Source organism: Robiginitalea rubriflava (assembly GCF_052540725.1).
On record NZ_CP199309.1, the window covers coordinates 57,140 to 78,304 of the forward strand.

Annotated in this window: 19 protein-coding genes and 1 riboswitch; of the genes, 9 read left to right on the forward strand and 10 right to left on the reverse strand. The window is 47.6% G+C overall.

Translation table 11 applies throughout. The annotated features are described in order from the left end of the window. Positions 1–22: 22 nt before the first annotated feature. Positions 23–1,888, reverse strand: a complete 1,866-nt coding sequence (locus ACT6NU_RS00320; RefSeq protein WP_445382462.1) for a TonB-dependent receptor plug domain-containing protein — start codon at positions 1,886–1,888, stop codon at positions 23–25. 70 nt (positions 1,889–1,958) lie between these two features. Next, a riboswitch (cobalamin riboswitch) is annotated at positions 1,959–2,179 on the reverse strand. A 173-nt stretch (positions 2,180–2,352) separates the two neighbouring features. On the opposite strand from ACT6NU_RS00320, the gene ACT6NU_RS00325 reads away from it, so the two are divergent. The 4 genes from ACT6NU_RS00325 (at position 2,353) to rmuC (ending at position 6,695) form a co-directional block, all read left to right on the forward strand. Further along, positions 2,353–3,396: an ABC transporter substrate-binding protein gene (locus ACT6NU_RS00325; protein WP_445382463.1), complete on the forward strand. Its 1,044-nt coding sequence runs from the start codon at positions 2,353–2,355 to the stop codon at positions 3,394–3,396. Further along, a complete protein-coding gene (locus tag ACT6NU_RS00330; protein WP_445382464.1) occupies positions 3,393–4,427 on the forward strand; it encodes an iron chelate uptake ABC transporter family permease subunit in 1,035 nt (344 codons plus the stop codon). The genes ACT6NU_RS00325 and ACT6NU_RS00330 overlap by 4 nt, the downstream gene beginning before the upstream one ends. A gap of 71 nt (positions 4,428–4,498) precedes the next feature. Then, positions 4,499–5,296, forward strand: a complete 798-nt coding sequence (locus ACT6NU_RS00335) for an ABC transporter ATP-binding protein (protein WP_445382465.1) — start codon at positions 4,499–4,501, stop codon at positions 5,294–5,296. Between the two features lie 58 nt (positions 5,297–5,354). Beyond that, entirely contained in the window at positions 5,355–6,695 is a 1,341-nt protein-coding gene (gene rmuC, locus ACT6NU_RS00340) for a DNA recombination protein RmuC (protein ID WP_445382466.1), read from the forward strand. Positions 6,696–6,706: 11 nt separating this feature from the next. Here rmuC and pgl read toward each other — a convergent pair whose 3' ends face one another. Both pgl and zwf read right to left on the reverse strand, forming a co-directional pair. Beyond that, entirely contained in the window at positions 6,707–7,417 is a 711-nt protein-coding gene (gene pgl, locus ACT6NU_RS00345) for a 6-phosphogluconolactonase (protein WP_445382467.1), read from the reverse strand. A gap of 8 nt (positions 7,418–7,425) precedes the next feature. Further along, positions 7,426–8,952 carry a glucose-6-phosphate dehydrogenase gene (zwf, locus tag ACT6NU_RS00350; protein ID WP_445382468.1) on the reverse strand — a complete coding sequence of 509 codons (1,527 nt, stop codon included), beginning with the start codon at positions 8,950–8,952 and terminating at the stop codon, positions 7,426–7,428. A gap of 161 nt (positions 8,953–9,113) precedes the next feature. On the opposite strand from zwf, the gene gndA reads away from it, so the two are divergent. Further along, the gene (gndA, locus tag ACT6NU_RS00355; RefSeq protein WP_445382469.1) at positions 9,114–10,523 is read left to right on the forward strand and encodes an NADP-dependent phosphogluconate dehydrogenase; all 1,410 of its coding nucleotides are present in this window, start codon (positions 9,114–9,116) and stop codon (positions 10,521–10,523) included. Positions 10,524–10,614: 91 nt separating this feature from the next. Here gndA and carB read toward each other — a convergent pair whose 3' ends face one another. Next, positions 10,615–13,467, reverse strand: a complete 2,853-nt coding sequence (carB, locus tag ACT6NU_RS00360; protein ID WP_445382470.1) for a carbamoyl-phosphate synthase large subunit — start codon at positions 13,465–13,467, stop codon at positions 10,615–10,617. Positions 13,468–13,553: 86 nt separating this feature from the next. Then, on the reverse strand, positions 13,554–13,712 hold the full coding sequence (rpmH, locus tag ACT6NU_RS00365; protein WP_445382471.1) for a 50S ribosomal protein L34: 159 nt from the start codon (positions 13,710–13,712) through the stop codon (positions 13,554–13,556). A gap of 155 nt (positions 13,713–13,867) precedes the next feature. Here rpmH and ACT6NU_RS00370 point away from each other — a divergent pair, with 155 nt between their 5' ends. Both ACT6NU_RS00370 and ACT6NU_RS00375 read left to right on the forward strand, forming a co-directional pair. Then, positions 13,868–14,767 (forward strand): DUF6263 family protein, encoded by a 900-nt coding sequence (locus tag ACT6NU_RS00370; RefSeq protein WP_445382472.1) that lies wholly within the window; start codon positions 13,868–13,870, stop codon positions 14,765–14,767. Further along, positions 14,757–15,272 carry a DUF2892 domain-containing protein gene (locus ACT6NU_RS00375; protein ID WP_445382473.1) on the forward strand — a complete coding sequence of 172 codons (516 nt, stop codon included), beginning with the start codon at positions 14,757–14,759 and terminating at the stop codon, positions 15,270–15,272. Before ACT6NU_RS00370 ends, ACT6NU_RS00375 begins: the two co-directional genes overlap by 11 nt. Before the next feature lie 27 nt (positions 15,273–15,299). Here the strand turns inward: ACT6NU_RS00375 and ACT6NU_RS00380 are convergent, their stop codons facing one another. Then, on the reverse strand, positions 15,300–16,256 hold the full coding sequence (locus tag ACT6NU_RS00380) for a lytic transglycosylase domain-containing protein (RefSeq protein WP_445382474.1): 957 nt from the start codon (positions 16,254–16,256) through the stop codon (positions 15,300–15,302). A gap of 32 nt (positions 16,257–16,288) precedes the next feature. Then, a complete protein-coding gene (locus ACT6NU_RS00385; protein WP_445382475.1) occupies positions 16,289–16,969 on the reverse strand; it encodes an alpha/beta hydrolase in 681 nt (226 codons plus the stop codon). Positions 16,970–17,132: 163 nt separating this feature from the next. On the opposite strand from ACT6NU_RS00385, the gene ACT6NU_RS00390 reads away from it, so the two are divergent. Further along, entirely contained in the window at positions 17,133–17,426 is a 294-nt protein-coding gene (locus tag ACT6NU_RS00390; protein WP_445382476.1) for a GNAT family N-acetyltransferase, read from the forward strand. A gap of 51 nt (positions 17,427–17,477) precedes the next feature. On the opposite strand, the gene mtaB is transcribed toward ACT6NU_RS00390, so the two are convergent. The 3 genes from mtaB to ACT6NU_RS00405 form a co-directional block, all read right to left on the reverse strand. Then, positions 17,478–18,806, reverse strand: a complete 1,329-nt coding sequence (gene mtaB / locus ACT6NU_RS00395) for a tRNA (N(6)-L-threonylcarbamoyladenosine(37)-C(2))-methylthiotransferase MtaB (RefSeq protein ID WP_445382477.1) — start codon at positions 18,804–18,806, stop codon at positions 17,478–17,480. A gap of 88 nt (positions 18,807–18,894) precedes the next feature. Continuing rightward, positions 18,895–20,070: a GlmU family protein gene (locus ACT6NU_RS00400; RefSeq protein ID WP_445382478.1), complete on the reverse strand. Its 1,176-nt coding sequence runs from the start codon at positions 20,068–20,070 to the stop codon at positions 18,895–18,897. A 120-nt stretch (positions 20,071–20,190) separates the two neighbouring features. Then, the gene (locus ACT6NU_RS00405; RefSeq protein ID WP_445382479.1) at positions 20,191–20,448 is read right to left on the reverse strand and encodes a type B 50S ribosomal protein L31; all 258 of its coding nucleotides are present in this window, start codon (positions 20,446–20,448) and stop codon (positions 20,191–20,193) included. Between the two features lie 161 nt (positions 20,449–20,609). On the opposite strand from ACT6NU_RS00405, the gene ACT6NU_RS00410 reads away from it, so the two are divergent. Then, positions 20,610–21,137: a DUF4199 domain-containing protein gene (locus tag ACT6NU_RS00410; protein WP_445382480.1), complete on the forward strand. Its 528-nt coding sequence runs from the start codon at positions 20,610–20,612 to the stop codon at positions 21,135–21,137. Positions 21,138–21,165: the final 28 nt, after the last annotated feature.

Here is a 21,165-nt window from a genome sequence, read left to right on the forward strand (position 1 = left end):
TCCCAGTCGGGAGGCTTTTTTATTAAAGCTCGAATTGTAACCCTAAGGCCAGGTTTCGCCCGGGGGTCGTAAACCCTAAAACCTCGGTATAGGATTCGTTCAAAATGTTGGTAAGGGCGAGGTTCGCGCGGAAACGCCCTTTAATAAACTGCTGTGAAAAGCGCAGGCCCAGCAGTGAAAAAGCCTGTAATTCCACATTGGAAGCTGTTGCAAAATCAGTATCCGGGCGCTTCCCCGTATAGCTGTATTCCATAGTGAGGATGGAACCCTGAGCCACTTCCGCAGACAGTACTAAATTCGCCTTATGTTTCGGAATGCGTATGGCATTATCCCCCTTTCTTTCGGTAAAGGTATAATTTGCATTCAACTGCAGATGCGCGTTCAGCCCCCACTCAAGTTCTGTCTCCAGCCCCTGTACGGAAATGGGGTTAGCCGCATTGAAATACAGGAAGGCATTGTTGTCAAAAAGCACAGTCTGGTCTTCCTCCCGGTCAAAGAACAACAGGCTCAGCCTGGGGCCTTTGACCCATTGGCTCTCCAATCCGATTTCAAAGGTCCTGTTGGTCTCTGGTTGTAGATCCGGGTTGGCCCCAAAGGCACCAAAGAGTTGGGTAAGGCTGGGCGTAATATAGGCTGTGGCCCAGGAGGCCAGTAACTTGAGTGACCCGTACCCAACCTTTTGGCTATATGACGGGTTGATCGTGTAGACTGCCTGAGAGCCGTATTCCGAATGCAGGTTCAGCCGGGCCCCTGTATTCAGGTTAAACCCGACAGGGCTTGTCCAGACCATGTTGAGATACGGGTCTATCAAACTGAATCGTTTATCCTGCTCCAGTTCGGCCCGGTCTTCCACATACATCAATCCGGCCAAAGCCTGGAAATTCGCTCCGAACTTCCTTTTCAAGGCAATATCTGCAAACCAGTTGCTTCCTTTAAAAAGGGAGGGGAAATTGGAGCGGTTCTCTGAATCGAAAACGGTATAAGCCGTTTTGGCCTCTAATCTTCCAAAGGTCCCCTTGTGGGTGTAAGACAGCCCCAATCGCTCCTGATCTGTTACGAATAAATAGGGCGCATCCTGTTGCAGAAAGGCATCGTCATAGGCAGACCGCAATCGCGTCTGATTGGCAAAAAAACGAATTTCATTTTGTTCGGATATTTTAAAGCCCAGGTTCAGGTCTGCACTGGAGTTCGTATTCGGGTCCGGTTCCCCGGAGGTGTTTGTCAGGGACGATAAGCCATTGGAAAAACTATTGGAAAAACTCAATCGGTAATCAAATCCCTGCAGGCTTCCCCGCAGCTGTGCGTTTTGAGTGAAATTGCCCAAATCCAAATCCGACTCATCGGTGGTATTCTGAGTTCCAAAGGTAGTTCCCGCAAGGACTTCGAACGACTTCTTCCCTGCCTTTCTGGTTTTAATATTAATCACTGCTGTTGCAGCATTGGTACCGTATAAAACAGAAGAAGCCCCCTTTACAATTTCTATGGACTCCACCGCATCGGCATTTAAAAGCCGTAAGTCGTATTCCTGTGAAAAAGAGGAAGGGTCGGAAACGCGGATCCCGTCTATCAGAACCAGTACCTGACGACCCCGTCCCCCACGTGCAAATACCCCTAAAACCTCACCCGGGCGTCCTCTACTTCCCGAAATCTCAAATCCGCTTTGATTGTTTAAAATACGGGCTACACTAACCCCGGGAAATTGATCCAGATAATCCCTTTGGAGACTGATAACCGTCTTTCCGCTTTGCTCGCGCGCAAGGGGGAAACGACTGTCGCTCACTACGACCCCTTCCAATTGCTGGACCGGAACAGAGTCCTGGGTTTGCTGCGCACGAACCAACATCCCCATAAGGAATACCACGGCAGCTAATGACTGCTTTTTTTTCATAAATGTGTTTGTAACACGGGAGTACGCCTGGCGTATGACAGCGTATAAACTTTTTTCCCGAAAGTTTAACTTCTTACGTTTGAATACGGCAGGTCTCCTGACTTGCGTCCTGTGGCCAACCTTCCCATCCTGCAGATTCTGAGGACAGTGGTTTAGTAGCGGGCAACAGGCATTCCCCTTTAGGGAAACAAAGCTTACAGTTGCGGGAACAGTTCCGGATTCACACCAGATTCCCTTTTAATGCCCCATACTCGATTAAGTACAGTGCAACCATTATTCGAGCCAAAGATATTCAAAATCTGCACGCTTTGCCCGCTGATATTTAAAAAGTATTTTTGAAGGCTTAAGATACAGGGATGAAAGTATTTTCGGGTTTTCTAATAATGGTCTTGTGTTGCCTGGGTTGCAGGGATCAACCGGCTCATTCTTCAACAACTACAGAAGCTGAGCAAAATCCTTTGTCTGTGAGACATGCCAGCGGTTTCCATGCCAAAAAAGATGAGTCCGGCAGGATAACCCTGACTGTAATAAGCCCCTGGCCTCAGGCCGAAAAAAATTACACCTACTTACTGGTTCCCAAAGAACAGCTCTCCTATTCGAGCTATGACAAAGATGCCTATGATGCCATTATCGGGACCCCTGTAAACCGTATTGTCCTGACCTCTACCACTCATATCCCTGCCCTGGAATCCTTGAAGCGAACCGCAAGCCTGGTCGGTTTCCCCGGTTTGGACTATATCTCCTCTGAACAAACGAGAAGCCGGATTGCCGCCGGGAAGGTAAAAGAACTGGGGGCAAACGACCGCCTCAATACGGAAATGGTGTTGAATCTGCAGCCGGAACTGGTAGTGGGTTTTGGGGTTACAGGTATTACGGAGGCCTATCTGACGCTCGAAAATGCAGGTATCCCTGTGTTATTGAACGGGGACTGGATGGAGCAAAACCCGCTGGGGAAGGCAGAATGGATTAAGTTCTTCGGATTGCTCTTCAACCAATGGGAAGAGGCAGAAGAAATTTTCACACAAATTGAAACCGATTACATAGCGGCCAGGGAGCTGGCGGCCACTGCCAAAAACCAACCTTCCGTGATCAGCGGTGCCCTGTACCGGGATATCTGGTACCTTCCGGGGGGCAGCAGCTGGGCAGCCAAATTCCTCGAGGATGCCAACGCTGCCTATATATGGGGAGATAACACTGAAACAGGAAGTTTGTCCCTCAGCCTGGAGAGTGTTCTGGAAAAAGGAAGCTCTGCCGATTACTGGATATCGCCATCTGAATTCACCACCTACCAGGCCATGCGGGAGGCAGATGTGCACTACGAGCGGTTTAAGGCCTTTAAAGAAAAGCAGATTTACACCTATGCAGCAACCCGTGGGGCAGGCTCCGGGCTTTTGTATTTTGAATTGGGGCCCAACCGCCCGGACCTGATCTTAAAGGATTTGATTTTTTTCCTGCATCCGGGCCTGATACCTGAATACGAACCCGTTTTTTACAAACCCCTTAAATGAAGTCGCTTTCAGGAACATATGGCGTGAAATTTTCCTTACTGCTACTGCTTTTGGCGGCAGTATTTTTCCTGAACATCGGCCTGGGCTCTGTGGCCATCCCTTTCGGAGAAACCTTTAAAAGCCTGATCGGTTCGGAACTGCAAAACGAAAACTGGGGGTATATCATAAGAAACTACAGGCTCCCGAAATCCCTGACGGCTATTCTTGTTGGGGCGGGGCTTTCCCTCAGCGGACTTTTGATGCAAACCCTTTTCCGCAACCCCCTGGCCGGGCCCTTTGTGCTGGGGATCAGTTCCGGGGCAAGCCTGGGCGCAGCCCTGTTGATTCTGGGCGCAGCCCTGCTCGGACCTGTGGGAGCTGCCCTGGCGCTTTCGGATGCGTCCATTGCAGTGGCAAGCAGCCTGGGCAGTTTCCTGGTTTTACTAGTGGTGCTTTTGGTATCGGTACGCCTGAAGGATTCCATGGCGCTGTTGATCGTGGGGCTGATGTTTGGTAGTATTACCGCTGCCCTGGTCACAGTTCTTTCGTATTTCTCAAGTGCGGAGCAGTTACAGCAATTTATATTCTGGTCTTTTGGGAGCATGGGGAACCTGAGCTGGACACAACTCAGCATCCTCGGTTTGATGTGTTTATCTGGCATACTGCTAAGCCTGGCCCTGTCCAAGGCTCTCAATGCTTTTTTACTGGGTGAAAAATATGCCCACAGCCTGGGGATTTCCGTCAGTAGGGTCCGACGCTGGATTATCCTTGCAACCGGAATTCTGGCTGGTGGTATAACGGCCTTTGCAGGACCCATCGCCTTTATCGGCCTTGCCGTACCCCATCTTACCCGGCAATTGCTGGGAACTTCGGATCACCGGCTGCTGATCCCGGGTGTTCTGCTTTACGGGGCCATCCTGATGCTGGTCTGCGATACGGTGGCCCAATTGCCTTTTTCCTCCTATGTTCTACCCATCAATGCAATTACCTCCATAGTGGGCGCACCTGTAGTGATCTGGCTTTTGCTTCGTAAAAACCGTATGATTTTTTAATTCCCCCTTATTAGGAAATTCCTTTTCCAGCGGTTACTTTCGCATGAATACCCTAGCCTCAAAGCCAGAAGATGTCTGTTTCACAGTCCGAAAACGAGCTTGAAGTAAGCGAGCTGTCCATTGGATATAAATCTCGTTTGGACCCTCTTGTCCTTGCATCCGGGATTCATTTCAGCCTTCCGTCGGGAAGCCTTACCGCAGTGGTAGGGGCCAATGGCATTGGCAAATCTACCCTGTTGCGCTGCCTTTGCGGGATGCAGCCGCCTTTAAAGGGAAATATTCTCCTTCGGGGAATCGGTATGGATCAATTAAAACCTGAAAAAAGGGCACAATTACTGAGCGTGGTATTGACGGACCCCCCGGCTTCAGGAAACCTGACAGTCTCCGAACTGGTACGCCTGGGGCGGTATCCGTATACCAACTGGTTGGGTACACTAAGGAGGGAAGATCACAAGCATATTGAGGGGGCCCTCGAACAAATGGAACTGGATCATATAGCCAAACAGCCCTGCCATACTTTAAGTGATGGCCAGTTACAACGGGTACTCATTGCCCGCGCACTGGCTCAGGATACGCCCCTGATGGTGCTGGACGAACCCACCACCCACCTGGACCTCTACCACAAAGTGAAAATCCTCAAACTCCTCGGCGAGATAGCACATAATAGGGATAAAACGATACTGTTTTCGACCCATGAAATCGATCTGGCCATACAGCTCTGCGACTATATGCTTATCCTGCATCAGGGCCAGGCTTTTTTTGGGCAGCCCTGCCAGCTGATCGAAACCGGCCGGTTTGAACAATTATTTCCGGAGCAAACCATTCGGTTCGACCGGGCATCCGGTTCATTCAGGGTTAATAAGAAATAGCCGCCCCTGTATTTATTTTTCAGGCATCTTGCTATCTTTACCAAAAGCTTTCCACAACATGAATGAACTTTGGACGTATCTGTTATTTGGCCTGATTTTTTTAGGAATAGGAGCCCTTATCGGAACCTATATCATGCGGCTGAAACAACAATCCCTACAAAGTGCACTGCTGGAAAGGGAAGCCCAGTCGGAAAAAAATATGCGAATCCTGGAAGAGGATCTAAACCGCAGTCGTGAAAAATTAGAGGAGCTGCAACAACATAAAGAGCAGCTTGGACAGGACCTGGTTCGCCGTGATTCGGAAGTGGAACAGCTCCGGGAGAAACTGGCCGAGCAGAAAAAGGAAGTGGCGGAATTACAGGAAACTTTTGGAAAGGAATTCGAAAATCTGGCCAATAAGATCCTGGATGAGAAAAGTGTCAAATTCACGGAACAAAACCAGAAAAATATCCGCAATATCCTGCAGCCCCTGCAGGAGAAAATCCAGCTTTTTGAGAAAAAGGTAGAAGAAACCAGAAAGGAAAATTACGGCATCCACCAGGCGCTCAAAGAACAGCTTTCCAATTTGCAGAACCAGAACCTGAAAATAACCCAGGAAGCCGAAAACCTGACGCGGGCCTTAAAAGGAGACAGCAAAATGCAGGGGAACTGGGGGGAATTGGTTTTGGAAAGGGTCCTGGAAAAATCGGGCCTGGAAAAAGACCGGGAGTATTCGGTACAGCAGAGTTTTCAAAGGGAGGATGGAAGCCGCGTACTGCCGGATGTGATCATCCACCTGCCCAATGGCAATAAAATGGTTGTGGATTCCAAGGTATCCCTTACCGATTACGAACGCTATGTAAACGCAGAGGAGGAGGCGCGCGAAGGCTTCCTGAAGGAACACGTGAATTCGCTAAAACGGCACGTTGAACAGCTTTCAGCTAAGAAATATGAAGATTTATACGAAATGGAAAGCCCGGACTTTGTTTTGATGTTTGTCCCCATAGAAACTGCCTTTTCCATCGCGATTAATTATGACAATGCACTATATAACAAGGCCTTTGAACGCAATATTGTTATAGTGACACCCTCCACCCTGCTGGCCACTCTCAGAACCATCGACAGTATGTGGAGCAATGAAAAACAGAGGCGCAATGCGATAGAAATCGCGAGGCAGGCCGGGGCACTCTATGATAAATTTGAAGGCTTTGTAGGGGATCTTACCAAAGTAGGCAAGAAAATGGACGAAGCCAAAACGGAGTACCGGGGCGCCATGAATAAGCTGGTGGAAGGCCGGGGCAATATTATTACCAGTATCGAAAAGCTTAAAAAAATGGGAGCCAAGGCCAAGAAGTCCATCCCGGATTCCCTGCTTAAAAGGGCCGGAGAGACCGAAAGCAACGCAGAACTGGAGTTATAAACCCCTTCCGCCTAGAGCCCGGAAGCGGCCTCTTCATCCAGCATCCAGATAAGCTCCCCGGCTGTGGGTTTTACCCGTGAAGCCGGATACGTCTTATATCTTCCTTGCTGTTTCAAAATCTCGGCAACCGGCCCGGCCTTGGATTTCCCGGTAACCAGAAAAATAACCAGGGCTGCATTGTTGATTACTTTTCCCGTCAGGCTAATGCGCTTTTGCCCGCTTTCAGGATGTGTGGCCACCTCACACAGGGCTGGTGAATCCCAGAGCTCCATCTGGTGGGGAAATATGGAGGCGGTATGGCCATCATCACCCATTCCCAGAATGACCAAATCAAAACGAGGCAAGCCTTCTTTTGCATCCAGACAGCTCCGAATCTCAGCTGCATAGCGAATGGCCTCTTTTTCGGGAGGGTCCTCTCCCCTGACCCTATGGATATTCCCTTCCGGAACGGGGACCTTCTCCAACAGCAGGGAACGGGTCATCCCGTAATTGCTTTCGGAATCTTCAGGCGGGACGCATCGCTCATCCCCCCAATACCATTCCAGTTGCTGCCAGGGTATTTCTTGCCGGTATGCTTTTGCCAGTAAATCAAAAAGGATTTTAGGGGTGCTGCCCCCTGATAAGGCAATTGTACGGAAACGCCTGTCCTTACTCAGGTTGAGCAGTTTTTCTGCCAGGGCCTCTGCTACAGCCATTTTATCTTTATATACCTGTTTTTGCATGCTATGTTTTATGAGATTACACAAAAGCCCGGATCGTCTGCCAGGTGTTCCCCCGGATTTCTCCATCCGAAAGCGCCTTCAATGAGGTCATCCGCATTCTTTGGTCCCCACATACCTGCAGAATACCCGTAAGTGACTACATCCTTTCCATTTTGCCAGTAATTCAGAATAGGATCTACAAACTCCCAGGCTGCTTCTACTTCATCGGCCCGTGCATAAAGGGTAGCATCTCCCTGCATGGCATCGAGCAAGAGGCGTTCATAAGCCTGCATTACCTTTACGTCATTCAGGTCTGAGTAGTAAAAATCCAGGTTTGCCCGCTCTACCTGAAAACCCTGACCAGGGACCTTTACCCCGAACTTTACCAAAATCCCTTCATTGGGTTGTATCCTGATAATCAATTTATTGTCTTTGTTATCCATCCCGGCATCCTTGAAGATCTGATGGTGGGGGGTTTTAAAGTGAATTACCACTTCCGTTACCTTGGTGGGCATCCTTTTGGCGGTGCGAACGTAAAACGGCACATCGGCCCAGCGCCAGTTGTCTACATAAAATTTAATGGCTGCATAGGTCTCCGTAGTGGAATTCGGATCTACTCCATCCTCTTCGCGATACCCTTTTACGGCCTCCCCATTGTAAGTTCCTGCCAGGTATTGCCCTCGTATTGTATTGTTGAACAACTCATGATCATCCTTCATGATCCTCAGTGATTTCAGCGCCTTGACCTTCTCATTTCGTATCTCTTCAGGCTCCGGCCCGATCGGTGGCTCCATAACCACCAAAGATATTATCTGCAACAGATGGTTCTGAAACATATCCCGCAGAGCTCCGGAACTGTCATAGTAACCTCCCCTTTTACCGACTCCTACGCTTTCCGCGTTGGTTATTTCAATATGCCGGATGTAATTGCGATTCCACAGGGGTTCAAATATGCTATTGGCAAAGCGGGTAACCAGCAGGTTTTGGACGGTTTCCTTCCCGAGATAATGGTCTATACGGTAAATCTGCTTTTCCTGAAAATATTTCTGAAGGCTCTCATTCAGTCCTTTTGCGCTTTTGAGATCATAACCGAAGGGTTTCTCAACAATCAGTCTTTTCCAGCCGTCCTTTTCAGAGGTCAGCCCAACCGAGTGCAGGTTTTTGGAAATGGTTTCATACAGTTTGGGGGGTGTAGAGAGGTAAAAAATATAGTTCCCGTCCGTCTTTTCAGAAACATTTAGATCCCGGATCCTGTCTTTAAGGGCTGAATAATCCCCGTCGTAAGAATTGCCCAGGTCGTGGTAAAATAGTTTCCCAGAAAATTCCTTTCTGAGTTGCTGCTGCTCTTCTGAAGATTCAATATGCGGGTTTTCCAGGGCCAGGCGCTTGCGAAAGGCCTCGTCTGTACTATCGCTGCGGCTCACACCTAAAACGGCAAAGTGTTGTGGCAAATGCCTGCCTTTAAAAAGGCTGAAAAGGGCCGGGATGAGTTTGCGTTCCGTTAAATCTCCGGAAGCCCCGAAAATAATCAGCAATTGATTGGGTGTTTTACTCATAATGCGGTGGTTTGTAAGTGCGTTAAACAGCAGCTGTACCCAAAGCGGATATCAAATAAATAATTTACCCTATTTTTGACAGGCACTGACGAATATACTGCTAATTTGGGGAGTGTAAAAATCAGCGGATGCTATCATCCGGAGATTAAAAATTCATTTATATGCACAGTAAAACCACTTTTGACTTTGGACTGATTGGCCTGGGAGTTATGGGCCGAAACTTTATACTAAATGTGGCGGATAAGGGCTTTAAGGCCATCGGATACGACCTCAGCGAGGACCAGGTTAATGCCCTCAGGGAAGAGGGCGGCAACCCGGAGCAGGTAAATGCCACCACTGACCTGAAAGAATTTGTGGATAGTCTTTCGCTCCCCAGAAAAATCATGTTACTGGTGCCGGCCGGTCCCATTGTAGACAAGGTCATTGAGCAACTGCTGGAACATATCTCTGAAGGGGATATTATCGTAGACGGCGGGAATTCATTCTTTGAGGATACTGATCGCCGTGAGGCCTACCTGGGTGAAAAGAAAATAAATTTCTTCGGGGCCGGGGTTTCCGGAGGTGCCGAAGGAGCGCGCAAAGGCCCGAGCATTATGCCGGGTGGTTCCAAAGAGGCCTACCAGGAAATACAACCGGTATTTGAAGCCGTAGCAGCCAAATACAAAGGGGCTCCCTGTGTGGCTTACCTGGGTCCCAAATCGGCCGGTAATTATGTAAAAATGGTGCACAATGGCATCGAATACGGCCTCATGCAGCTAACAGCCGAATTCTATGACCTGCTGCAAAGGATAGGAGGCTTTTCCAATGATCAGCTGGCCGAGACTTATACTCGTTGGAACCAGGGCCGGCTGCAGTCTTTCCTGGTGGAAATCAGTTCTGAAATCTTTCAAAAGGATGACGAACTGGGCAGCGGAAGGCTCCTTGACCAGATCCTGGACAAGGGAAAACAAAAAGGAACGGGTAAATGGACCTCCCAGAATGCCATGGACCTCGGGATCCCGGTTCCTACTATTGATATTGCCGTAAGTATGCGGGCCATTTCAGCCCTTAAACAGGAGCGACTGAAAGCAGATTCGCTTTATTCCCGTCCGCAAATTCAAAAAACAGACGCGGCGGAATTGGTGGATATGTCTGAGGCGGCTATGTACTTCGCCTTTGTCATCACCTATGCCCAGGGCTTGCATCAATTGGCAGAAGCTTCAAGGGAATACGGATACCAGCTGGGGCTGGCTACCGTATCGAGGATTTGGAGGGCCGGATGCATTATCCGCGCCGGGATGCTGGAAGATATTGCTGATGCTTTTGAAAAAGAACCGGAGGTTCCAAACCTGATCCTCTCGGAGCTTTTTGTAAAAAAAATGCAGGAAACTGTACCCTCTGTTAGGCAACTGGTGGCTCTGGCTGCAACTTCCGGAGTACCCATGCCGGCACTGAGCAGTACGCTTGCTTATTTTGATTCCTATACAGATGGTCGTTTACCCATGAACCTGGTACAGGCGCAACGCGATTATTTTGGCTCACATACCTACGAACGCCTGGACCGGGAAGGCACCTTCCATACGGAATGGTAACCCAAAATTGACGAATTAAAGAAAGCCTTTCCCCAATTGGAAAGGCTTTACTGTTATGTCCCCATAGTGCCCGAAAGCTCGTTAGCCGAGTTTACTTACTCAGGTACATGCTCCGACGGGCATATAATTCATAGAACTGATCGTCCTTCAGGCTGTCGATAAATAAAATGCTTTCCCCAGTACTTTTCATTTCCGGCCCCAGATTTTTATTCACCTTGGGGAACTTGTTGAAACTAAATACCGGCTGCTTGATCGCATACCCTTCCAATTGTGGGTTGAAGGTAAAATCCTTCAGGGTGTTATGCTCCAGCATGATCTTGGTCGCATAATTTACATAGGGTTCGCCGTAGGCTTTGGCTATAAAGGGGACCGTTCGGGAGGCCCTTGGGTTGGCCTCTATCACAAAAACTTTATCGTCCTTGATTGCGAACTGAATGTTGATCAGCCCCACAGTATTCAGTGCCAGGGCAATTTTTCGTGTATGGTCCTTTATCTGTTGCATCACGAATTCCCCCAGATTAAAAGGAGGCAGGGTTGCATTGGAATCCCCGGAATGAATCCCACAGGGTTCAATGTGTTCCATGATCCCGATGATATATACATCCTTCCCGTCACAGATGGCGTCGGCCTCGGCTTCTATAGCCCCGTCCAGATAATGATCCAGCAAGAGTTTATTATTCGGAATTTTCCTTAAAAGGTCTACCACATGAGCTTCCAGTTCCTGTTTGTTGATCACAATTTTCATCCCCTGACCTCCAAGTACATATGAAGGCCGGACCAATAAGGGGAAATTCAATTCCTCTGCCAGGGCCAGGGCCTCATCGGCGCTCTCAGCCACCCCGAATTGCGGGTATGGAATGTCGTTCTTTTTCAGCAGCGTGGAGAAACTGCCCCGGTCCTCAGCCAGGTCCAGTGACTGAAAGGGGGTACCAATGATCCTGATGCCGTACTTATCAAGCTTTTCCGCCAGCTTCAGGGCAGTTTGGCCACCCAATTGTACGATGACCCCTTCCGGTTTTTCATGAAGGATGATATCGTAGATATGCTCCCAGAACACAGGCTCGAAATAAAGCTTGTCAGCCGTGTCAAAATCGGTAGAGACCGTCTCGGGATTACAATTGATCATTATGGTCTCATACCCACACTCAGCAGCGGCCAGCACCCCATGGACACAACAATAGTCAAATTCAATCCCCTGCCCTATTCGGTTGGGGCCCGAGCCCAGAACCACAATTTTTTTGCGATCTGTTACGGCACTGTCATTAGCCACATAACGCTCTCCTAAGGGAGTTTCTATTTCCTCCTCAAAGGTGGAGTAATAATAAGGTGTGACCGCCTTGAATTCGGCAGCGCAGGTATCCACCAGTTTGTAGACCCGGTTGATCTGCATCTCCGTCCGTTTTTTGTGGACTTCACTCTCCAGGCAATCCAGCATATGGGCTATTTGCCGGTCTGCAAAGCCTTTTTGTTTGGCCTCCAGCATCAGTTCTTTTGGAAGCGTCTCCACCTCAAACTTGCTTATTTCCTTTTCGAGTTGATAGAGCTCCTCGTATTGCTTGAGGAACCACATATCTATCTTGGTTATTTCGTGGATACGACTCAGGGGAATCCCCAGCTGGATGGCATCATAGATTACAAAGACGCGGTCCCAGGAAGGGTTTGTCAGTTTTTGGATGATCGTTTCATAATCCGTGTAACCCTTGCCATCTGCCCCCAGTCCGTTTCGCTTGATCTCCAGAGACTGTGTGGCCTTGTGAAGGGCTTCCTGAAAGGACCTGCCGATCCCCATCACTTCTCCCACTGCCTTCATTGCAAGGCCCAGTGTCCTGTCCGCTCCCTCGAACTTGTCGAAATTCCAACGGGGGATCTTGACGATTACATAGTCAAGGGTAGGCTCAAAGAGGGCCGAGGTCGATTTCGTGATCTGATTTTCGAGTTCGTCCAGGTGATAGCCTATCGCCAGCTTGGCCGCTACTTTGGCAATGGGATATCCTGTGGCCTTGGAGGCCAGAGCTGAAGATCGCGAGACCCTCGGGTTGATCTCTATGGCGATAATGTCTTCTTTTTCGTCGGGGCTTACGGCGAACTGAACGTTACATCCTCCGGCAAAATCCCCAATACTGCGCATCATGTGGATGGCCATATCCCGCATCCGCTGAAAGGTCTTGTCTGACAGGGTCATAGCGGGTGCCACGGTGATGGAATCTCCCGTATGTATCCCCATGGGATCCATATTTTCGATGGTACAGATAATGACTACGTTGTCATTTTTGTCCCTGAGCAGCTCCAGTTCGTATTCCTTCCACCCCATCATGGCCTTGTCGATCATGACTTCATGGATGGGCGAGATCTCCAGGCCGCGTTCCAGCATTTCGTCAAAGTCATCCGGATCATAGACAATAGAAGCCCCGGCACCCCCCAGCGTATAGCTGGCGCGGATCACCAGTGGAAAACCAAATTCCTGAGCGATTTCTTTACCTTTTAAAAAGGAGGTAGCGGTCGCCTGTGGCGCCATGGGAACCCCAATCTGGCCCATTAATTCCCGAAATTTCTCACGGTCTTCAGTGATATTGATTGCATCTATATCTACTCCAATTATCTTTATCCCAAAATCTTCCCAGATTCCTTTTTCCCCAGCTTCTATACAAAGGTTCAGGGCGGTTTGCCCTCCCATAGTGGGTAAAACTGCATCAACGTTGGGGTGCTTTTTCAACACCTTGATTATCGATTTGGTGTTCAATGGCAGGAGGTAGACATGATCTGCCATAGAAGGGTCCGTCATAATGGTTGCCGGATTGCTGTTGATCAGGATAGTTTCTATCCCGTCTTCACGCAGGGATCGCAGTGCCTGGGATCCGGAGTAGTCAAATTCACAGGCCTGCCCGATAACTATAGGACCGGAACCGATAATCAGGATAGATTTGATGTCTTTTCTTTTGGGCATTTTGGAAGCTTTACTGGATTATTGCATAAAAAAAAGGTGTTACTTATGGAAAGTAACACCTCACTATTTGATTACAAAGTATATCATTATTTTTTGTGACGCGGCTCAGAAGAAACACTCAGTTTTTTTCTACCCTTGGCTCTCCTTCGGGAGAGTACCTTTCTACCATTAGCAGAGGCCATGCGCTCGCGGAAGCCGTGCTTGTTTCTTCTTTTTCTCTTAGAAGGCTGAAATGTTCTTTTCATTCTGGAATTTTTTACCGGTCTCTGCAGCGGGTCAAAACCTCTGCAAAATCTGGGCGCAAATATACAAAGAGTTTTGGCAATCCCAAATGCAAATAAATTTTTTTTAGGATTGTTTTTAGTACTTTTGCGCCAACTGCTTTTGGAACTGCAATTCAATGTATAAATCGTGTCTTATTTTATGGCTGCTGGCCCTTGTTACACCCGTCCTGAATGGACAGGAAAGCCTGCGCTATCGTTTAGACACAGGAGACGTTTTTATCGTACAGCAGCAAGCCGAACAAAAAGTAGTTCAGGATTTCGAATGGGGTCAGCAGGAAATAACCAACCGACTCAACGGAATTCTCCAGTTCAGGGTAGTAGAAAAAAATAAGGAAGGGTATTTGCTCGAATTCTCCTTCAAAAAATTATCCCTGCACATTCAGAGCAACACCGAGGGCGACTTGTTAGTTGTCAACACTTCCCAGCCGGAAAATCAGGATATACAATCTAAGATTTACAGAAGCCTTTTAAATCATCCGATACAGATGAGGTTGCATCCGTCAGGGGCCATCCTCTCCGTTGATGGCGGAAACAAACTGGTACAAAAATTAATAAAAGTAGCAGGTATATCGGATGAATCCCTCAGACTTCAAATGGAAAACGGACTCATGCAGGACTACAGTTCAGAAGCACTGGCGGCCAGCTATGAACCACTAACCCATTTCTACCCGACCGCGGCTGTTCGCGTAGGGGAAAGCTGGGAAAATCAATTCAGGGGAAACCAACCAACTGAGAATTGCTGGACCCTGGATAGCCTGGGCCCGGTTAAAATCTTTATCAGCGGTGTTTCCAAAACGCAGATGCAAACTAAAAACCAACTGGGGAGCACGCATCTCGAGGGGATTCAGACTACGTCCATTGTTTGCGATGCCGCTACGGGTTTTATGCGGGAAATGCTGGCAAAGGGTAATGCAACAGGGTATTCCACGCAAACCGAATCCGGAACATCCAAAATACCAACCACCATAGAATCTAAAATTAGCTACACTTTAATAGATCACAAGCATGTTCAATAAAAACCTAAAACTCGTTCTGGCCTTTTTGATTATCGCCTTCGCCGGCTACCAGTTTACAGAAGGGGAAATCGGAAATGGTATTTTCCTGATTTTATTCTCGCTCATTTTTGTTTTCCTGTATTTCAGGAATGAAATGATCCTGATGGCATTCCTGAGGATGCGGAAACAGGATTTGGAAGGCACCGAAAAATGGCTTGGGCGCATTAAAAAACCAGAGGCCGCGCTCACTACAAAACAGCAGGGCTATTACAATTACCTGCACGGGATCATTTACTCCCAGAAAAATTTAAGCCAGGCCGAGAAATATTTTAGAAAAGCCCTGAAACTTGGTCTGAATATGGATTACGATGTTGCCATGGCAAAACTGAGCCTGGCGGGTATTTCCATGCAAAAGCGCAGAAAGAGGGAGGCTACTACCCTGTTGCAGGAAGCCAAGAAATTGGACAAAAACAATATGCTGGGCGAACAGATCAAAATGATGCAGCAGCAGTTAAAAAAGATTTAAATACTGCGGCTTTCTGACCGGCGAGCATTACATCCCTACCTTATAGTATCCTTTGAGGGGAATGGAAATCTGATACATCTTCCCGGAGGCATTGTTCAGATGGGGTTCCCTTAGCCAGGGATTATGCCTTTTCAGAATTTTGTAATTAATCTCGTACTGAGCGGCAAAATCTGCGAAGTTGCTTACAGCCGTATCTACCGATACCTGGAAAGTAGGCACATTTTCATAGAGGTCTTTCTTTTCAATCTGGAAACCATATTTTTCAGGATTACTGAGGATTTCCTTAATAGCCAGAATTCGGAAAACATAGCGGCCGGTCTCCTGACCCAGTAAGAGGTCATAATAGCCCTCGGCCTTCTGAATATCCATATATTTATCGATAGAACCGGTGCCTGCATTGTAGACCGCAGCGGCCAAAGTCCAGCTTCCGTATTTATCCTTATACCGATTGAGATACCTGGCTGCTACCTCAGTGGCTTTTTCCAAGTGGTAGCGCTCATCTACATTATCGTTGATTTCCAACCCGTATTCTTTTCCTGTTGCTTTCATGATTTGCCAGAATCCGGTTGCCCCTGCCGGGGACACTACATTCTGAAGCCCGCTCTCCGCAACGGCCAGGTATTTGAAGTCGTCCGGTATGCCATTTTTGGCCAGGATGGGTTCGATTACCGGAAAGTATTTGTGGGCCCGCTTCATTAAAAGAAGCGCGTTGGATTGCCAGTAGGTATTCACCAAAAACTCCCGGTCTATGCGTTCCATGATTTCAGGGTCCTCCTGGGGGACCTTTTCACCTGCAAAATTCAAATCTGCAGGAATATCGATTGCCGAAATGCGATAGGCAGGACTCACATTGGTATCGGCTGCCGGGGCAGGGCCCGATTTATCCTCTTCATCACTCTTTAATTCCTGTTGTACTGCGAATACCAGAGTACTCAGCACGCACACCAACCCCAGGACCATCAGCCCGTTTTTTAACAATCGCATGGAAATGTAATTTAAGTTATCACTCAAAGGTATTAAATAGAACTCTGTTCCTGTAAAATAATTGCAGGCAATCGCTCATTAAACCATTTATAGCGGTGAATAATCATAGTATGGGTACCTCCCCCGACGCGAATACACCCTTCAATATACTGTATTGGGAAAATAGCATCCTTATCTCCGTGAATATGAACAAGGCCCGCTATGGCCTCATCCCTTTCCCAGTTTACAATTTTATCTATCGCCCAGTCCAGATAGCGCGTGTCCCGGACTGCCAGATATTTTTCATATAATTTCAGGCGTTGATTAACCGGGTCTCCAAAGGCATAGCGGGAAAGTACCTCTACATTGTTGAGCAAGGATGTCGGTAACAGCTTGTGAAGCTTAGTGTAGCGAGCAACCAGCAACCTGCGGGGCATTTCCTTCCTGGTCTTGATACTGGATATAATAATAACCTTCCGGGGCTTTAAAAAGGCGGCCATCTCCTGAACGAGCATCCCACCAAAGGAAACCCCGATAAGCACGGGCGCAGGATGGGTCACTTTTTGAGCCATTTCCATGGCGTACTGCTGCAGGCTTGTACTGGCCTCTGGAATATGCCACTCGAGGAAGACGGGCTCAAAATCCGATTCAGGGAGCTGCAGGTGTTCAAATATACCGGGGCTGGCAGCGAGGCCGGGCATGAAATAGACAGCGATTTTTGATGCTTTACCCATGCTCATATAGTCATAATACCTAGGATTATAGCAATTTTTTACGTACTTTTGCCCTCCGCCTGTAGATCTTTTTAAACTTCAGGGTTTATGTTCCGCTTAAGGGACCTTTAATCGCGACATAGTTCGTGAATATTTATCTGAAACCAAAACTAAATCAAACTATATGAGCGAAGTGGTTATTAAAGACAACAGTTTTTTGCGCCAATTTGAAACCCGTGTTGACGGGCATTTGGCCAAGATTGAGTATTCTTCCCAGGAGCGTAAGGTTTTTTTAACCAAACTCGTTATCCCGGAAGAAATAGGTCAGAAGGGCTTTAAAGAAGAATTTATCAAGGCCGTTTTAAACCACATCCAGGATCAAAACCTCAGGGTGGTACCAACCAGTCCGCAAATTGCAGGCTTTCTCAGAAAAAACAGGCAATACAAGGAGATGCTTCCGGTTGGAATCCGCATTTGAGCCATAAAAATTACAGATAGGAAAAATCCGGGTCAGTTGATCCGGATTTTTTTATGCTTCCACCCCTTCTGCCACAAAATCGAATCGCACCAGGCCATCCGAGTCGATTTCCTTTAAACGAACCGGCAGCAGTTGGTTTACCAGGGCAGGGTCCCAGGGAGCTTTTACTTTTACGTAGTTTTCAGTAAATCCGTGGATATACCCTTTTTTATTTTCCCCCTCAAAAAGCACTTTTCGTTCCGTTCCTAACTGCCTGTTGTAAAAAGCCCTTCGCTTTTTCTGTGACAGGCTCCGCAGCATTTTGCTCCTCCTTTTACGCTCGGGCTGCGCTACCACGGCTCCCATCTCAGCTGCCGGGGTATTTGGGCGTTCCGAATAGGTAAACACGTGCAGATAGGAAATATCAAGGCCATGAAGGTAATTATAGGTCTCCATAAACAATTCCTCTGTTTCACCCGGGAATCCCACAATTACATCTACCCCAATACAGGCATCGGGCAGTACCTTTCTGATCCGTTCGATCCTTTCCGTATACAATTCCCGCAGATACCTTCTGCGCATTGCCTTCAGTATGGTGTTGCTCCCGCTCTGCAGCGGAATATGAAAATGAGGTACAAAGTTCCGGCTGGAGGCAACAAAATCAATCGTTTCATTTCGCAGCAGATTGGGTTCTATGGAAGATATCCGCAACCTGGAAATGCCCTCCACCTTATCCAGCTGCTGAATAAGGTCCAGAAAAGTGTGTTCGTGCTTTTTGTTCCCAAATTCCCCTTTTCCGTAATCCCCTATATTCACGCCGGTAAGCACAATTTCGCGTATACCCTGGTTGGCAATTTCCCTGGCGTTCTGGATTACATTTTCAAGTCGGTCGCTGCGGGATATTCCCCGGGCCAGAGGAATCGTGCAATAGGTACATTTGTAATCGCAGCCATCCTGCACTTTTAGAAATGCCCGTGTCCGGTCTCCAATGGCGTAGCTCCCTTCATAGAAATCCACATCCTGAATTTCGCAGGAATGGACTGTACCCATATCCCGTTTTTTCAGGTCTTGCAGGTACTGGCTTACTTTAAACTTTTCGGTGGCCCCCAAAACAAGGTCCACTCCGGGGATCGCGGCTATTTCATCTGGCTTTAATTGGGCATAGCAACCCACCACAACCACAAAGGCCTCCGGATTCCGTTGCTGTACCTGCCTGACAATGGTACGGCATCGCTTATCGGCATTATCGGTAACCGAACAGGTATTTATAACGCAAATATCGGCTGCCTCCTCAAAGGGGACTTTTTGATAGCCCTCTTCCTGAAGGCTCCTGGCGATTGTGGAAGTCTCCGAAAAATTGAGTTTACAACCCAGGGTGTAAAAAGATACTTTTTTGGACATGGATGCCGGCGCAAACTTTTAAGGCCGCAAAGATACTAATAATTAAATATTCCTGAAGCATGCTAATTGCCTGAAGGCCAGCTATAAATCAGCTGCTGCGGTACTTTTCGGATTGTTTGTAAATCGATTCCAGCAGTCGGGCATCTGCTTCAGTAAAGGAAATACCCCGGCGGGACATGACCACCTGCGCTGCTTCAAATGCTTTCTGAAGCGGATAAGTCGCAAAGCTATTTCCCTTACCCCAGCTAAAACTTGGAACAAAATTGCGGGGAAAGCCAGTCGCGTAAATATTGCTGTTAACACCGATAACCGTACCGGTGTTGAACATGGTGTTGATTGCTGTTTTACTGTGGTCTCCCATTATCAGGCCACAAAATTGAAGTCCGGTTGGGTCAAACCTCCCGCTTTCATAATTCCACAATCGCACTTTGGCATAGTTGTTTTTCAGGTTGGAATTGTTGGTGTCTGCGCCCAGGTTGCACCATTCTCCCAGAACGGAGTTGCCCAGGAAGCCATCATGGCCCTTGCTGGAATATCCAAAGATTACAGAATTATTGATCTCGCCTCCGGCTTTGCCATAGGGACCAATGGTGGTGCCACCATATATTTTTGCGCCCATTTTTACCACCCCGTGATCGCAGAGGGCAAAACTCCCACGAATCATACAACCCTCCATCACCAGGGCTTCCCGTCCAATATAGATCGGCCCTTCACTGGCATTTAACATACTGAATTCCACCGAGGCCCCGGGCTCTATAAAAATACGCTCGGGATGCAAGACCCGGTTGGTCGCTGAAATCGGGGCTGATTTCCTTCCCTCGCACAACAATTCAAAGTCTGCCTTTATAACCGTATCATTCAAACTAAAGATATCCCAGGTGTTGCAAACCTGCAGCAGTTCACCGGAAAATACTTTGGGCTGCAGGGAAGCGGGCTGCTCAAAACTGCTTGTGTCTGATGTCCTGCAGGCGATCAGTATTTCTTCCTTCCATAAAGCCTCACCCGTCTGCAGGGCTTGTATTTGCTCCAGCAATTCCGCAGATGGCAGGACCGATGCCTGAATCCAGAGATTATCTGCTCCTGTTTTCAGTGGAAATTTTTCCTCCAGATACCCTTCGGTACGGAAGCTTGCTTTCAGCTTCAGATGATGCTCCCATTTTTCTCTTATAGTCAGAATTCCTATACGGATATCGGCCACAGGCCTGGTATAGGTTAGTGGCAACAGGGCATTCCTCCGGTCACCATCGAACAAGATCAGATGCATATCAGCGATTTTCAGTAAAAATACAAATACTCCCCTTTGTGCGGTCGAAAGAAATCGTCAAGAAACAAAAAAGGCAGTCAACCGGGGTTGACTGCCTTTATATTGTAGAAAGAAAAAGGATTATTTCTTCTTCTTGAATTTGTCGTACTTATTCTTGAATTTATCAATTCTACCGGCGGTATCCACCAATTTGGCTTTTCCGGTATAATAGGGATGAGAAGTTCTGGAAATCTCAAGTTTTACCAGGGGGTATTCCACGCCATCCACCTCAAGTGTTTCCTTGGTCTCTGCTGTAGACTTGGTAATGAACACGTCCTCGTTAGACATGTCTTTGAAGGCTACCAATCTGTAATTATCGGGATGAATATCTTTTCTCATCTTCTGTACTACTATTTTTTCAGGCTGCAAATGTAATGAATTTTGTAAAAACTACAAGAGCCCTTTTTATATTTTTGAAATTATTCTTTGTAACTTTTAACTGTAACAAATCCCCTAGATTTGTGACTAAACCATTGACTAATTTAAAAATCAAACAGATTATGGAAAACCAAGAACCAAAAACTTCCAAGTACGCCCTGAGGTATGGCATAATCCTGGGAGGGATCAGCATTGTATTCGGGATCATGCTGTATTCCCTGGACATGCATTACGATCAGGGTTGGCAAATAGGCCTGGTTAACATTGTTATCATGATAGCTGTAATTATTATGGCAATCATAGCTTTCCGGAAAGACAACGGTGGCCTGCTGTCCCTGGGACAGGCTCTAAAAGTTGGGGTTGGGACCGCACTGATCGCAGGAATCCTTGGAATTATTTACCAAATGGTTCTAATGAACGTCATCGAACCGGATTTTATGGCCAATATGATGGAGATCCGCAAAGGGGAGATGATCGCTGAAAACCCGAACATGACACAGGAACAGATAGATGCAGCCTCTGAAATGATGCAGAAATTTTCAGGACCGGGTATCGTTGTGGCGTTCTCGCTGATCGGAAGTCTGTTCTTTGGATTTATTTTCTCCCTGATCGGCGGATTGATTCTGAAGCGTTCCGAAGCCAAATCCTAAATTAAAATACTATTTTTGGGGGGAATTA